A 15,828-nucleotide genomic window follows, 5' to 3' on the forward strand; every position below is an offset into this window, starting at 1 on the left:
AAGTGGTGCTACCTCAAGATGTCTGCTGTAGAATTTGCCATGACACAAGAACTCTTTCTTGAAAAAGAGTTCTGGCAAAGCTGAGATGCTCACGAAACAAAGAGCCGGTTGCTGGCAACAAACACTGGCTTATCAACGTTAAGACGTAGTGAATGACCGTTTAAAATATTGCTGGAGATCATCCCTGCAAGAGATAAGGTCGGGGCACGCAAATGACTTATATAGGCGCTCCAAGCGTGGACCATCTAAACCGCTTTTTGAAGATGGCAGTTATCGCCGGGGTCGAGAGCGCCGTTCAGCTCCATATCGACCGAGGGGACAATATTAATGCGCGAGACGGAAACGGCTTCACCGCTCTCATGTTAGCTGCCGCGCGCAATAAATCTTCAATCTGTCAGCTATTGCTGAGTGCCGGAGCAGACAAAGACCTGCTCGCTCCGTCCGGAAAGAGCGCTTATATCATCGCAGTCGATGCCGGCGCACTGGAGGCAGCAGCCCTCTTTGAAGAGATAACGCCGTCACCTGATCAGATTCCATCCGCAGAAATGACCGCTACACCCATGGACCAACGGGCCTCGATTGTCGATGGATACGTGACGGGAAGCGCTGACCATATTGTTGCGCCAAGCTTCGACAGCGTTGAAACAACTGTCTTTGATCTTCGAAACGATGACGCTGAACAGGTCGACTTAGATGGCGGGCGGGCGTTTGATTTGCTTGAGTGGGAGGCGGAAGAGGAGGCTTCTCCGCCTGAGGTAAATCCAGCTGTAGCCGAGAACGCAAGAGCGATCCAGGAATTCATCTCGAATCACGAGCCATTTGACTCCTCCGAGGGATGGGACGACGTCGACATCTATCTTCCAGACGTCTCGCTTCCGCTTGCCCGCGCTGAAAATCCCGAAGCGCGCGAGCTGTTACGTTTATTGCTGCTGCGAGCGGTCCGCGAGGGCAGTGTGCCCGAGGATGCGGTCGGTGTATTATCACTGAATGCCGACCGGTCAGCAAATGCTCAGGCAGAGGCGTTACTGACAATGGTCATCAGGGATCTTGGGGCAGAAGTCGACGACCGATTCGAATATGTGAGCGTTGACGAAAATTTTGAAGTGTTCGTCAACCCGGAGGAAACGATGGGCGAAGCGGATAAAGTCGCCGACGCCTTGGCCCTTCTCGACAACCTTGAGTCCCGATACTCCGAGCCCCTGCGCCTTTACCAGAAGGATTTCCAACGTCAAAAACTAATCAGTGCCAAGGACGAGGTCACGCTTGGGCAGGCGATGGAATCTGCACTCGACGAAGCCCTGGACGTATTGGCCGCATGGCCGCGCGGAATAGAAATAACGCTAGCCGCAGGAGCCATGGTCGAGGCTAGGCAAAAGCCATTGACTTGGATGTCCACCAACCCGACCGAGCCACAACCTGATCTTGAATCAGAAAGTTTGGCCGAAGATGATTCCATCACGCCCACCAGTGGCCAAATGGATGAGGAAGACGATATTGACGATGCCGCTGAACCCGATATGGATGATGACACGCAATCCGATGCGCCCAGCCCAGCAAATAGGTTCGCGGGCGAGTTCTCGGTTGCGTTAACGCGCCTAGCGGATCTCGCTATCAGTACCGAACGCGGCAGCTCAGCCTGGAGGGCTGCTCGGGCCAGCTTGGCGTCGCTGCGGTTATGTCGCCGATTCCTGTCCGAACTCGCGGATCTGCAAATCGATGGCCCTACGGACATCGAATCTCAGTATGTTGGCGCTATTCGAGATTACCAAAATGCTCGTGACAGGATGGCTTCTGCGAACCTGAAGCTCGTGTTCCACCAAGCGAAGAAATATCTCTACAGTGGCGAGCCGTTGGACGACTTGGCACAAGAAGGAAACTTGGGATTGTTGAAGGCCATTGATCGTTACGATTGGCGCAGGGGTTTCAAATTCTCCACCTACGCGACTTGGTGGATACGCCAGCACATCAGCCGCTACATCGCTGACAAATGCAGAACCATTCGTCTGCCAGTGCACATTCACGAGCAAGCGCAGCGAATCGTTCGTCAAGCGCATGAACTTGAAGCTGAAGGCGGCCGTCCTCCAACGCTCGATGAGCTCGCGACCAAGGCAAATGTGAGCGCCCAAAAGGTATCCGCGATTCAGCGCATCGCACAAGAGCCACTGCCGATGGATGACTTGGAAATTGATGACATCATCGCGCCGGACGCTCGGGATTACTTCTCTTCGCCTGACCCATTTGATTGCGCGGCAAGCGAGCAAGCGCGCTTCAAGGTAGCCGAGGTTTTAGCTGGCCTTAAGCCAAAAGAGGAGCAGATTCTCCGATTGAGGTTCGGCATCGGCATCCCGGATGCACTTACCCTCGAAGACGTTGGTCAGCGATATGAGGTTACGAGGGAGCGAGTCAGACAGATCGAAGCCAAAGCACTCCGAAAGCTAAGGGTGCCGAGCAAAATCGATCTGCTATCGCACGTGCTTTTTGGCCACTCCCCCCATAAGCACGAGCAGACTCTCGATGATCAAGCATAGCTCTCAAACCACGCTCGAGACGCATGCTTTGGAGCCTCGTTCATGAAGAAAAATCATTGGAAATGACTTCAAAGACACGTAGTGCGCCCCCGCACGCGATGGCGATGCTTGAATCGTTGCGAGGCTTAGGATACTCGACCGCTGCCGCTCTAGCCGACATTATCGATAACAGCATCTCGGCCGGCGCAAGTGAAGTTCGCGTAGACTTTGCGTGGAGCGGAGCGAACAGTCGCGTATCCATTCTCGACAATGGGCGCGGCATGACCGACGAGGAGCTCGAGAACGCGATGCGCCTAGGCGACAAAAATCCTCTCGAAATCCGCTCGGCTCACGACCTCGGGCGCTTCGGCATGGGTCTTAAGACCGCGTCCTTGTCGCAATGCCGCAGGCTGACCGTCGCCACCGTTAAGGAAGGGGTCGAGAGCTGTCTGCGTTGGGACTTGGACGAGCTTGCCGCAACGCCAGTCGGTGGCTGGCTTTTGTTCGAAGGCCCAGCTCACGGGTCGGAGCCTTTCGTTAGCGTACCGGGCAGACAAAACGGGGGCACGTTAGTTCTATGGGAGGTGATGGATCGCGTTGTCACTCCCGGATACACGTCAGACAGCTTCCACGATCTCATCGACGGCGTCGAATCTCACTTGGCGATGGTTTTTCATAGGATGCTCCAGGGGCCTCGGCCCAGACTAACACTGTTCCTGAACAATCGACCTGTATCCCCATGGGACCCGTTCATGTCGGGCCATCCGGCAAAGCCATGGGCGTCGCCAATCGCAAAGCTTCCAACCGACTATGGCGTGGTTTCCGTACAATGTCACGTTTTGCCACATCAGGACGCACTAAACGCTGCGGAGCTCAAAGCGAATGCCGGCCCCGAGGGCTGGACAACCCAGCAAGGATTCTACGTGTACCGTAATGAGCGCCTTTTGGTTGCCGGCGGTTGGCTCGGGCTTGGGAGCCCGCGCCCATGGAACAGGGAAGAAATCCATCGACTCACCCGAATTCGTCTCGACATACCCAACACAGCGGATGCTGAGTGGAAGATTGATATCCGCAAATCCAAGGCGCGCCCGCCGGTCACTCTTCGCCCGTGGCTTACCCTACACGCTGAAAACGCTCGAGAGCGAGCGCGACGCGTGTTCGCCTATCGTGGCACGCCAACGCCAGCGAAAGGCAACGAACCTATCGAACAGGCGTGGCGTGTTGACCGCCTCAAATCAGGCATGCGTTATCGGATTGAAGAGACCCACCCTTCTGTCGCCGCGGTCCTTGAGAGCGCAAAAAGCCACGCTCCGTTGATTCGCTCGATGCTTCGAGTGATTGAAGAGACCGTTCCCGTGCAGCGCATCTGGCTGGACACGGTGGAAAACAAAGAGACCCCTCGAACAAGTTTTGAGGGGGAGCCTAACGCTGCCGTGATCGAAGTCGCGCGTGTGCTTTTTGATGATCTGATCGAGCGGAAAGGCTTGAGCGTAGAAGAAGCGCGTAAATCGATGGCGCGAACGGAGCCATTCCAGAAATATCCAGCGCTTGTCGCTACTCTAGGGAGCACGAAATGATTGCAGCAGAAGAGGCGGCGGCGCAAGCGCAGCTGCTTGAAGACGTGATAGCTACGGCGCAGCGTCTCGTAAAGGCTGAAAAGGATTCCTCAAAGATAACGCCATCCTACATTGCAGCAAAGGTGAAGCTTGCTGCAGTGATGTTTGCGAGCGATCCTCCGGTCGCGCTGGACGAGACCAAGGCGGTCGCAACCCTGATCCAACGGTTTAGCCATCGGATGGGCAAGGCCACGACGCTTAAGGACAACACGGGCCATATCGACTGGCTCACCGCGGCCAGGAAAAAGGACTGGAGTTATTGGCGCCGCTACCGTGACTACCAGGAATCCAAGCTATCGGACGTTGTCGTCGGTGAGCTTGACGAGGCAACCGATAACATCCTTGGCCTTCTCGAAGATCCAAATCGGGAAGATCCGTGGGATCGCCGAGGCCTTGTGGTCGGCCACGTTCAGTCAGGCAAAACCAGCAACTACACTGGGCTCATAAACAAAGCCGCTGATGCCGGCTACAAAATCATTATCGTGCTAGCTGGCATGCACAACAACCTCCGCTCGCAGACGCAGGTCCGCCTTGAGGAGGGATTTTTGGGTTACGAGACGACCACGGACCGGGACGCGGGCGCGGCCATCGGCGTCGCGGCTTTCGGCGAGGACCTCAAGACTAACTCAGCGACCACGCGCGCCGAAAACGGCGATTTCAACAAGAAGATCGCGAAGCATTTTAACGGCATCTCTCCCGAGGAGAGGCCATGGCTTTTTGTCGTTAAGAAGCAGAAAACCGTCCTCACGGAATTGCTCAAGTGGATTCAGGCGCGGGTAGCCGATACGACCGGATTGATTCCAGATTGGAAATTGGTCACCAAGCTGCCGCTTCTAATCATTGATGACGAAGCAGATAACGCGTCGGTGGACACCGGCGAACAGGTGTTCAATGAGGATGGGACTCCTGACGAAGAGCATGAGCCGAAGACAATCAACCGCCTCATCCGTCGCATTCTTCACTCCTTCACTCGAAAGGCCTATGTCGGCTACACGGCGACGCCATTCGCCAACATCTACATTCATCACAAAGGCGCCACCGCGAAAGAAGGCCCAGACCTGTTCCCGAAAGCCTTCATTATCAATCTGGCGGCTCCATCAAACTACGTCGGCCCCGCCCGCATGTTCGGAAAGCTGACGAAAGATGGCCGCGTCGGAGCCCTGCCGCTCACGCGGAGCATCCTTGACCACTACGATCCTGAGATCGACGCGGGTTGGATGCCGCCAAAGCACAAGAAGACACATATCCCGGTCTACAACGGACAGGAAACAATACCACCATCATTGCACAAGGCAGTCCAAACGTTTGCACTGGTCTGCGCGGCTCGAGAGCTGCGAGGGCAAGGGAATGAGCATAGCTCCATGCTGATTCACGTCACTCGATACGTGGAGGTACAACGCCATGTTCGTGACCAAGTCGAAGAGGTTGTGCGCCGCATGCGCCAGAAGATCAGCCGCAACATCGACGCTGACGCCCTGCTAGCGCAAATGCGGAAACTCTGGGAGGAAGACTTCGTCCCCACGAGCAATCAAGTGGCTGAGCTTTCGCCTATCCACGACCACCCTTCGACGTTGCCGTCGTGGGAAGACGTTCTGGCGAAACTGCCTGAAGCGCTAGATGACGTCGTGGTTCGCTCTGTCAACGGGACCGCGAAGGACGCGCTGGATTACGTCACCCCTGGCGCGGCTCTCAAAATCATCGCTGTCGGGGGCGACAAGCTCGCGCGAGGCCTAACTCTTGAAGGTCTTTGCGTGAGCTATTTCGTCCGCACAACGAAGATGTATGACACGCTCATGCAGATGGGCAGGTGGTTTGGGTATCGGCCCGATTACCTTGATCTGTGTCGCCTATACACATCGCCAGATTTGGTGAAGTGGTTCGCGCACATTGCGGACGCGTCGGAAGAGTTGCGCGATGAATTTGACTTCATGGCGAAGGCCAAGCTAACGCCTGAACAATACGGCCTCAAGGTGATGTCGCATGAAACGCTGACAGTCACGTCTCCGTTGAAGATGCGAAACGCACAGACGCTTTCCCTCACCTATAGCGGCACCCGGCCTCAGACCATCCTTTTCCATAGAGACGCCAAGGTTCAGCAGGCAAATCTCGCCGCGACTGATGCGCTCATTGCTTCGCTCGGAGCGTATTTCGAGCAAGGGCCGAAGTATTCACGTGAAGGCGAGGCCGACTCATGGCCGAACGCGCGCTTATGGAAAGACGTTGACGCTCCGCATGTGCTGTCGTTCTTGGACGCATACGCGACGCATCCAAACGCCACCAGCGCCAAAACCGGCCCGTTGGCTGACTTCATTAAAAAGATGGTGGACATCGGCAAATTAAGGAAATGGAGCGTAGCTCTTCTTACAGGAGGAGAGGGAGTTGGCGCCACCCATATATTCCCCGGCGACTTTGAAGTCAGCTCTTTTCAGACGCGGAAGACCGAGGATCCAGAGCCGCCGGCCGCGAGAGACTCGGAGATGTTCGCCATCGGTGTGCTTACGGACCCCAAGGACGAGGGCATCGATCTCGATGACGATATTTGGAAGGATGCGCTTGCGCGCACGCGCGCGGCATGGACCCCTGACCCCGCCCGAGACCGAACCAAATTGCCAACGGTCCCTAGCGGAAGAGGCATTCGAGAGGCCCGAGATCGACTCGGCGGCGAGGCTGATCGCGGGCTGCTCCTAATTTACTCGCTCGCCCCCTATTACAGAGGAAAGGAACGATCTCCTGAGAATCTCATTGTTCCGGGCTGGGAAAAGCCGATCATGGCATTCGCAATCGCTTTCCCCGCAAGTGAGAACGGAATTCGCGTGGAATATGAAGTGAACCTTCTCTATTGGACGCAGGAATATGGCCCGGCCGAATAACGAATTCCTGATGGCTTGGTCATCGCTACTCGGGACTGATAGCGCCCCAGGATGGCAAACAATTGCCATTCCCTCCGCGGGTCCGCTTCAGATTCGGGCGGGAAGACGATCACCAGACAACGCGGAGGCGGTATTGGTGGGCTTTCCCAGCGCGCAGCTTGCCGCGGCCGACAAGCTGCCCGAAGGACAAGGCTTTGCCGTGGAGCGGGCCGACCCAGACGGCAGCGGCAAGCTCTGGCTCGTTCTAACCCGAAAGATCTCCGGTAGCGCGGAATTGTTCGCTGCCATGACGTGCGATGTAATTGGCGCTCTCGATGACCGAGCTGCGGTCAGCGCTGATGAAACCAAGCTCTTGCGATTGCTCGTCAGCCGCATCGGGGCTTGGCAGGAGTTCATGCGAAAAGGTACGCAAGCCTTGAGCTATGAGGCAGAGCTAGGGTTGATCGGCGAGCTCACTCTGCTTCGCGCCATCATTGACGCTGGCGTTCCCGCTGAGCTAGCTATCGCGCTATGGGTCGGCCCGCTGGATGGGATACAGGACTTCGAACTGGGCACTGGAGCGTTAGAAGTTAAAACCACGCTATCAACCACCGGTTTCCTCGCCAAAATTGGGTCGCTTCAACAGCTGGACGACGCGATACGGCAACCACTCTTTGTTGCGGGCTTACGCCTGCGGCAAACCTCCAGTGGGCAGAACTTGCCGGCCACCGTCGAAGCGATTCGATTGATCGTCAAAAACAACGCTGAGGCGGAGCGGATCTTGGCTGAGCGCCTCTTGGCGGCCGGTTACATCGACGCACATGCTGACCGCTACACACGACGGTTTGAGCAGGCTGGGATGCGCGTCATTGAGGTATCAAATGGCTTCCCCCGCCTTACCTCCGGCAACGCGCCGGCTGGCATCATAAAAGCCATGTATGAGATTGACCTTGACAAGGCGCCTGGCGAAAGTGTCGGCGTCGAGGGCGCATTAAAAAAATTAGGAGCAATTTGAGCATGAACTTGAGTGAATTCCTGAGCGAGACCCAGGCGTCTGTCCGTTCGCAGATGAGAGACGGAGCGCTCTACGAGGAGTTGGTGTTCGCCGGCATCGTGATGGATCACATGTCGGAAATCGGCATGACATTCGAGCCAGTCGAATGTCACTACGAAGGGAAGGTCGGAAACGCAAATCTGAGGCTCAGCGGATATTCCGTGTCCGAAGAGAACGATCAGCTTGACTTGTTCGTGAGCTTATACGCCAACGTTGATACCCCCACCCAAATCCCCGACTCTGAGACCAAAACAGCCGTAGAACAATGCCTTCGCTTTCTCTCGCTCTGCGCCGAGGGCAAGATGGCTCAAAAACTTGACCCCTCCAGCGACGTGCGCTCATTAGCTGAAACCCTGCACGCCATTTACAATGATCTAGAGCAAATCAGGGTTTATGTCATTACCGACAAGGTCGCAAAATCAAAGAGCTTCAAGACCCGCGACATCGGGGGGAAAGCCGTGCGCCTCGAAATCATGGACATTGAGCGCCTTCATCGACACTGGTCCGAAGGCAAGCCGCGCGATGAACTGGTTGTGAACTTTAACGAGGTCTCAGGCGCCCCACTTCCCTGCGTCTTCGTACCTGGTCAAAACGACGACTACGACTACGCGCTCACTGCGGTTCCTGGCGAAGCTCTACGGCTCCTTTACGAGAAATTCGGGGCGAGACTTCTTGAAGCCAACGTCCGCTCGTTCTTGAGCGTTAAGGGCAAAGGCGTCAACGCGGGCATTCAATCTACCTTGCGATCGGCGCCCGAGCGCTTTATGGCCTACAACAACGGCATCGTGATCGTCGCTGACGAAATGCGGTTAGACAAGCCGAGCGAAGGAGCTGCGGGAATCGCATGGCTCAAGGGCCTGCAGATTGTGAACGGTGGACAAACGACCGCCTCGCTCTACTTCACCAAGAAGAAATACCCGAACACCGATCTTAGCCGCGTACGCGTGCCGGCGAAAGTCATCGTGATGAAGACTCTGGACTCAACAAAAGAAGAGGCTCTGGTTTCTGATATCTCTCGGTTCGCCAACAGCCAAAATTCCGTTAAGCAATCGGACCTTTCAGCGAACAAGCCGTTTCACGTCGAAATTGAGAAGCTATCCAGGACCGTTTATTGCCCAGATGGCGTCAGCCAATGGTTTTATGAGCGCGCCGCCGGGAGCTACAACACCCTGTTGACTCGCGAGGGCACGACCCCTGCAAAGCTGAAAGCGCTAAAAGACGCAATCCCGGCGGCCCGACGAGTCACCAAGACAGATTTGGCGAAATACATCACAGCTTGGGATCGCAAGCCGGATATCGTCAGCCTCGGCTCGCAAAAGAACTTCGACCGCTTCATGACCACATTGGCTTCCGTCGATGGACAGGACACTCCCCTGCCGAGCGTTCCGGAATTCAAGGCGATGATCGCGAAGGCAAAAATCTACCGAGAGTCGCAAAAACTCTTGCGGCCGATGTTTCAGGCGTTCCAGGCCAATGTCACCGCATACACAATCTCGGTCCTGTCAGAGAAGCTGGGAAGCCATATCGATCTCGATCGTGTCTGGGCCAAGCAAGCGGTCTCACCGGAGTTGCTGGCCCAAATCGCGGTCTGGGCAAAAGAGGTCAACGACGCCCTCCACTTGTCGGCAGGAGGACGGATGGTGTCCGAATGGGCCAAGCGCCCCGAATGCAAGGATGCCGTAATGAGCGCGAGCTATTCGGCTCCTGCGGCTAATATACCGGAGGTGCGGGCCGCGCAAACTTGACGCGGCGACCAATGAATCGAAAGATAAAGCGCGTCATGGCTGACACTGTTTCACCTGCCGTTCGTAGTAGGATGATGTCCGGCATTAAAGGCAAAAACTCGCAACCGGAAATTTTAGTCAGAAAGCTGCTCTTCAGCGCTGGCTATAGGTTCCGCTTGCACCGACGCGATTTGCCCGGAAGCCCGGACATTGTCTTGCCTAGTCGAAAAATCGCCATTTTCGTTCACGGCTGCTTTTGGCACTCCCATAAAGGCTGCAAGTATTTCAAAATCCCTAGCACGAGACAAGATTTTTGGATAAAAAAGTTGCAGTCTAACGTCGATCGCGACCAGAGAGCCGTCGACAGGCTCAGCGCAATGGGCTGGCGAGTTCTGTTCGTCTGGGAGTGCGCTACTCGCGACCCCGAAGCGATAAAATCCTTGCGTGAGCGAATAATCGAATGGATCGATAGTGATATCGAAATCGGGGAAATCGGCTCCGCACCACTTAGGTCGCAACCCTCAATCTCACTAGAAAGCCGCTGATACGCTTCACGAAAATCGGCGTTTTACAGACCAATGGCCTTTACCCCTTGGAGGGTGAAAAATCGATTAAATCAACACTTACCTAGGAATTTACCCTCGGGGCGGACATAAACCTGTAGACAATCTTTGCAATTTTCCTAGCCAGCAATGGCGGCACAGCATTCCCGATCTGTCCGTATTGCTCAGTCCTGCTGCCTTCAAAGAAATAATTGTCAGGGAAGGTTTGCAAACGTGCGGCCTCCCTCACCGTCAGGCTGCGGCATTGCGCAGGGTCGGGATGAATATAATAATGCCCGTCCTTCTTAATATGCGCCACCACTGTTGACGACGGCAACGTGCCGACTTGTACTCGAAACCGATCAGCGAACGGAATTTCCTCTTCGTCAACGTTGACATTCACGTGATCCGGCATGAGTTTCGGAGGAAAGTCATATAGCGACGGCGCGTAGCCTTTCACCTCGGCGAAACACGCTGCAAAAAGATATCGATGGAGATCCGACCGCATATGCTTGCGTGTTTGGTGCTGAAGTACCCCCCCTAGTCGGGTGTCAGAGTACCAAAGTCGGAGCTCCTTGGGCATATCAACGCCTGGCGTCGTCGTTGTGGGAATGAAATCACCTCCCGCAGAGAGCAGCGTCTCAGCCCTATCTGCCGCGTCGACCATGAGCATGTTGATTCGCTCACGAATTGGCTCCCGCCAGTAGCTTAAACTTGTCGGAGCCCGTTTCATCACGGCGTGCCAAGCCCTATGAGAGTCCACCTCTTTCGAGAGGCGACTCCTCAATCGAGGCAAACCCGATAACGCTTGCTGCACCGTAACCTTAGATGTTGTCTCGCGCAGCAAAAACCGCCGAGGTCGCCGAGTGAGAGCAGGCGTGGCATTAGCCACATCAGTCCTAATGCCAAACAGAATTACCCGATGGCGACTTTGGGGGACACCGTAGTCATCCGCTTCAATCACGTAATCACCGGGGTTGAGCTCATTGCCATCCACCACAAACGAGCGGATTTGATAGGCAAGGCCCTCCCTTGGCTCCGAAAGATCTTTCAAAATTCGCTCAAATATTTTAGAACCGCTGTGCTTTGAGCTCAGCATGCCCTTAACGTTTTCCATCACGAAAACCGTGGGTGAGAATTCTTGAATTATCCGGAGATATTCTGTGTAGAGAAAGTGCCTTTTATCGCTTTCAAAAGCCTTAGGGTCTTTGCCTCGGAGTCGAGAGCGCCCAGCCAACGAATACGCTTGACAGGGGGGACCGCCTATCAAAACCCAGTTTGCGTTACCCCCAATGCCTTCCTTGATCCACGCGTCAATGGTCTTGTGATCGGTCGCGCCTAACTCGGCGCAGCGCGCCTCGTTCGCGGCCTCTTCTGCCGCCGCTATTATGTCCGGGTGCGCAAGGAACTCTTCGCGAGTGATTTTGCCGCGCACGTATTCATAATATGCGTCGGGCGCGCGTCCTTTGGGAAACTTTCTGAACAACGCTCTCAACATCAGCGTGCGGTGAGCGATAGGGTCCTTCTCGATGGACACTTTTACCGAAAATTGCGGCAGGCCGTTTTCATCAACTATAGACGAGAAGCCCTCGCAAAGCCCGCCGGGGCCAGCGAATAAATCGATTACCGGAATTCTACTACGCTCTGCCATCAGTTTTTCTTCTGTATCCCACAATTTTGGCAACTTAAATCGACCCAACAGACTGTGAACGTTGCCTTTTGGCGGCGACACCAAGCACCTTCGAAACACTCGATTCTAGCCGATGTTGGGTTCCCTGCGCCAAGCATCTCAACAACAAAACTGAATCGCCTAGGCTTTCGTCGAGACCGGTCAGCGCGAGTCAGGCCGAGATAGCTTGACCGCTCAACTGCTTGCGATAGTTTGCCTCAACTCGACCAGTGGCTTGCGACGAGGAGGATCAAAGAACCTGTGATGGTCGAACCAAGACACCCGTTCCAGCGCGGCCCGCTCGACAACTTCACATGTTTTCTTGGGTCGCGGCGGCGGATTAGCTCAACCTTGCAAAGGTCATTGATAGTCTCGGGCAAAGAATTTCTGTACCCGTACCAAATTCTTGTTTTTTCTGTATGGTCTTCTACTGCAGCGGCCAAATGAAACCAAGGGAAACGCGGGAGGTCTGCACAGGGGCTTTAGGGCGCCCTTCCGCGCAATCGACTGTTATCACACGTAGAAGCGCTTGCAGGGCTTCGTATAGCCTTGCAACGATACTTGGAAGATGGGCGCAGGGTTGCGTTTAGACGGTCCGTCGGGCCTATATGAACCGTAGGAGTACTCCAACCTAGATGCTATAAAAGTCGAAAATTCCTTCAAACTCAACGACTTGTAAGGGGTGTGAAATTCTGGCGGAGAGAGGGGGATTCGAACCCCCGATAGGCTATGAACCTATACACGCTTTCCAGGCGTGCGACTTAAACCACTCATCCATCTCTCCTGATGGGTTCACGGACCGCTTGTCCGCGAAGCCGCCTATTATAGCAAGGATTCTCGGCAGTACAAGAGCATCATGCAATCGGCATCCCCGCCGCCGCACGAGCCCCGCCCACAAGCTTGCGTCCCCACAAACGTCAAGTTTTCCTTGGCAAATGTCACCCCAGTGATGGTATTGTTGCCACGATAAAACTTTTTCAACATCAACGTGAAACGCAAAGCCCTCTATCTCGTCATCTTCGCCGTCGCCGCGGCGGGTGCCGCCAGCGGCACCTGGCTCGTCAATCGCAAGCCGGCGCCGCCAGCGCAACAACCGCAAGGACAACCCAGGGAAGCCGTCGCCATCGCCGCCGACTTCAAGCAGGTGCTGGCCGCCTACCGCAAGATGGTCGTGCTGACGCAGGACGAAGCCGGGCTCTCGGAGTCCGGCCAGGAAGAAGTCAACCGTGTCGGCCGGCAGCTCTTCCACGAGAACCTGGAGCGCATCGCCAAGATCGACGAGGCGCTGGCGAGCCTCGTCGGCTCGCAGAACCCACGCCGCTTCGAGGCGGTCGGCAGCCTGCTCGATTACGTCGAGTCGAACGAAGGACTGTACGACGCCGACCGCCTCGCCTTCCATGAGCTGATGCAGTCGCTGCTCGACCACGTGGCGAAGGATTCGTCGCTGCCCGCGATCAAGCTGCACAAGCGGATCTCGGAAGACCTCGACGCGCTGGCCGAGATCGAGCGCAATTACGAGAAGGAGATCAGCGCCGTGTTCGGGCGCTTCGAGTCGCGCGCCATCGTGCAGAAGCGCGAGAAGTGGGAGAGCTACGTCGCCTATCTCAAGACGATCTACCGGCGCGACCAGATCCTCAAGGACTACGGCGTCGTGCTGCCCTACCCCGCCAGGCCGGAACCGCCCGAGCCGGCAGCGCCGCAAGACAAGGACCACGACAAGGCCAACGACAAGGCCAACGACAAGGCCAACGACAAGGCCGCGCACAAGGAAGAGGCCGAGATCTTCGGCACGGGCCTGCCGAAGAAGACGATCGTGCTCACGTTCGACGACGGTCCGCACCGCCGCTACAGCGAGGAGATCGCCGCGATCCTCAAGCAGTACGACGCGCCGGCCGTGTTCTTCACCGTCGGTCGCAATCTCGGCACGCTCGATGCGCACGGCGTCGCGCGGCTGAACGCGGGTGCGGAAGTCAGCCGCAAGCTCAAGGCCGAGGGCTATGTGCTGGCCAACCACAGCTTCTCGCATGCCCAGTTGTCGAAGGAGAGCGGCGACAGCCTGAAGGCCGAGATCTTCAATACGGACACGCTGCTGAAAGCCGTCGACCCGCAGCGATCGAGCCTGTTCCGCTTTCCCTACGGCGCGCACAACAAGGAGGGCCTGCACCTGCTGGCCGATGCGCACCTGAAGTCGGTCATGTGGAATATCGATTCGCTCGACTGGGCCGATCCGGTGCCCTCCTCCATCGCCGACCGCGTGCTGCGCGCGGTCGAGAAGGAAGGCCGCGGCATCATCCTGTTCCACGACATCCACGATCGCGCGGTGAAGGCGCTGCCCACGATCCTCGACCGTCTCGTCGCGGAAGGCTATCAATTCGCCGGGTGGGACGGCACGGCCTTCCGCGTGGCGGGCGGCGCCAATGCGGCGCGGGCGCCAGTCGCGCGCGCGGCCGCGACGGGTTACGCCAGCTCGTGGGCGATCGTCGTCGGCGTCGACGGCTATCCGAAATGGCCGCACCTGCAGTACGCCGTGCGCGATGCGGAAGGCGTCGGGCAGACGCTCGTGCAGAAGTTCGGCTTCGCGTCCGACCACGTGATCACGCTGAAGAACGAACAGGCCACGCGCCGGGGCATCCTCGCGGCGTTCCATGATCTCCTCGGTCACGGAGGCGCCGGCGGCCTGCAGCCCAACGACCGCGTGTTCGTGTTCTTCGCCGGCCACGGCGCCACGCGCAAGCTGAGTTCCGGCCGCGATCTCGGCTACATCGTGCCGTACGACGCCGATCCGGACAACCTGGCCACGGACGCGATCCCGATGACGGAAATCCAGAACATCGCCGAGAGCCTGCCCGCGAAGCACGTGCTGTTCGTGATGGATGCCTGCTACAGCGGCCTGGGACTCACGCGCGGCGGCGCCAACGCGGCCTTCCTGCGCGATAACGCCAAGCGGCTCGGGCGGCAGATGCTGACGGCGGGCGGCACGGACCAGATGGTGTCCGACGGCGGGCCGAACGGCCATTCCGTGTTCACGTGGACGCTGTTGCAGGGCCTCGGCGGCAAGGCCGACCTGAACGGCGACGGCTTGATCACGGCGACGGAACTGGCGGCGTACGTGGCGCCGGCGGTGGCCAGCGTGTCGCAGCAGACGCCCGCTTTCGGCAGCCTGCCGGGGTCCGAAGGCGGCGACTTCGTGTTCGAACTGCCCGAGGAAAACGAGTTCCTGAATACGAACACGGCGCAGCTGTCGAACGACGCCATCGCGCTCAACACCAAGCTGGAAGCGAAAGCGGCGCCGCCGACCGCGCCCGTCGTCGTGAAGGACCTGCAGGGCCACGAGCAGACGCTCAAGGCGCCGGTCGCGGTGCCGGTGTCGAGCCGCCAGCAGGCGCAGCGCGCGAACGACCAGGGCCTGCAGCTGTACAAGGAAAAGCAGTACGCGCAAGCCGAGACGCAGTTCACGGAAGCGCTGAAACTGCGGCCGAACTTCGCGCTGGCCGCCAACAATCTCGGCTTCGTGTTCTACAAGCAGGACAAGTTCGCGGAAGCGGCGCGCTGGTTCGAGAACGCGATCAAGATGGATCCGTCGCGCGCGATCGCGTACATGAACCTGGGCGACGCGTACGCGCGCGCGGGCGATGGCGACAAGGCCAAGGCGGCGTACAAGACCTATCTCGAGCTGGCGCCGAACGGGTCGGGCGCGTCATATGCGCGGGGACAGATCGAGAAATTGTAGATACCGTCTTGCCCGTCAAGCATCACATAGCGTAATTTGGGTCGTATGGCCTGCCTGTGTGTACAACGCCAAAACACAGGTGGGCCAGTTTGCGCATGCAGGCGCCAATAACTGCCATCTTGGTCTTGCCTTTAGCG

General features: G+C 57.1%; 8 protein-coding genes and 1 tRNA gene. 7 read left to right on the forward strand and 2 right to left on the reverse strand.

Annotated elements, in window-relative coordinates; genetic code table 11:
* Positions 1-236 precede the first annotated feature (236 nt).
* The 6 genes from ISF28_RS25650 to ISF28_RS25675 are packed head-to-tail and all read left to right on the forward strand — an operon-like array spanning position 237 to position 10,295.
* Positions 237-2,528 carry a sigma-70 family RNA polymerase sigma factor gene (locus ISF28_RS25650; RefSeq protein WP_198120008.1) on the forward strand — a complete coding sequence of 764 codons (2,292 nt, stop codon included), beginning with the start codon at positions 237-239 and terminating at the stop codon, positions 2,526-2,528.
* A gap of 23 nt (positions 2,529-2,551) precedes the next feature.
* Complete coding sequence (locus ISF28_RS25655; RefSeq protein WP_229519379.1) at positions 2,552-4,084, forward strand: ATP-binding protein; 1,533 nt, start codon at positions 2,552-2,554, stop codon at positions 4,082-4,084.
* Positions 4,081-6,993 (forward strand): Z1 domain-containing protein, encoded by a 2,913-nt coding sequence (locus tag ISF28_RS25660; protein ID WP_198120009.1) that lies wholly within the window; start codon positions 4,081-4,083, stop codon positions 6,991-6,993. Before ISF28_RS25655 ends, ISF28_RS25660 begins: the two co-directional genes overlap by 4 nt.
* A gap of 10 nt (positions 6,994-7,003) precedes the next feature.
* Positions 7,004-7,987 (forward strand): PD-(D/E)XK motif protein, encoded by a 984-nt coding sequence (locus ISF28_RS25665; protein WP_229519389.1) that lies wholly within the window; start codon positions 7,004-7,006, stop codon positions 7,985-7,987.
* Positions 7,988-7,989: 2 nt separating this feature from the next.
* Entirely contained in the window at positions 7,990-9,771 is a 1,782-nt protein-coding gene (locus ISF28_RS25670; RefSeq protein ID WP_198120011.1) for an AIPR family protein, read from the forward strand.
* Positions 9,772-9,806: 35 nt separating this feature from the next.
* Positions 9,807-10,295: a very short patch repair endonuclease gene (locus tag ISF28_RS25675; RefSeq protein ID WP_198120012.1), complete on the forward strand. Its 489-nt coding sequence runs from the start codon at positions 9,807-9,809 to the stop codon at positions 10,293-10,295.
* Between the two features lie 82 nt (positions 10,296-10,377).
* Here the strand turns inward: ISF28_RS25675 and ISF28_RS25680 are convergent, their stop codons facing one another.
* Complete coding sequence (locus ISF28_RS25680) at positions 10,378-11,943, reverse strand: DNA cytosine methyltransferase (RefSeq protein WP_198120013.1); 1,566 nt, start codon at positions 11,941-11,943, stop codon at positions 10,378-10,380.
* Between the two features lie 711 nt (positions 11,944-12,654).
* A tRNA-Ser gene (locus tag ISF28_RS25685) sits at positions 12,655-12,745 on the reverse strand.
* Positions 12,746-12,949: 204 nt separating this feature from the next.
* On the opposite strand from ISF28_RS25685, the gene ISF28_RS25690 reads away from it, so the two are divergent.
* On the forward strand, positions 12,950-15,691 hold the full coding sequence (locus ISF28_RS25690; RefSeq protein ID WP_370663500.1) for a polysaccharide deacetylase family protein: 2,742 nt from the start codon (positions 12,950-12,952) through the stop codon (positions 15,689-15,691).
* Positions 15,692-15,828: the final 137 nt, after the last annotated feature.

Source organism: Massilia rhizosphaerae (genome assembly GCF_016093545.1).
GTDB lineage: Bacteria > Pseudomonadota > Gammaproteobacteria > Burkholderiales > Burkholderiaceae_D > Telluria > Telluria rhizosphaerae.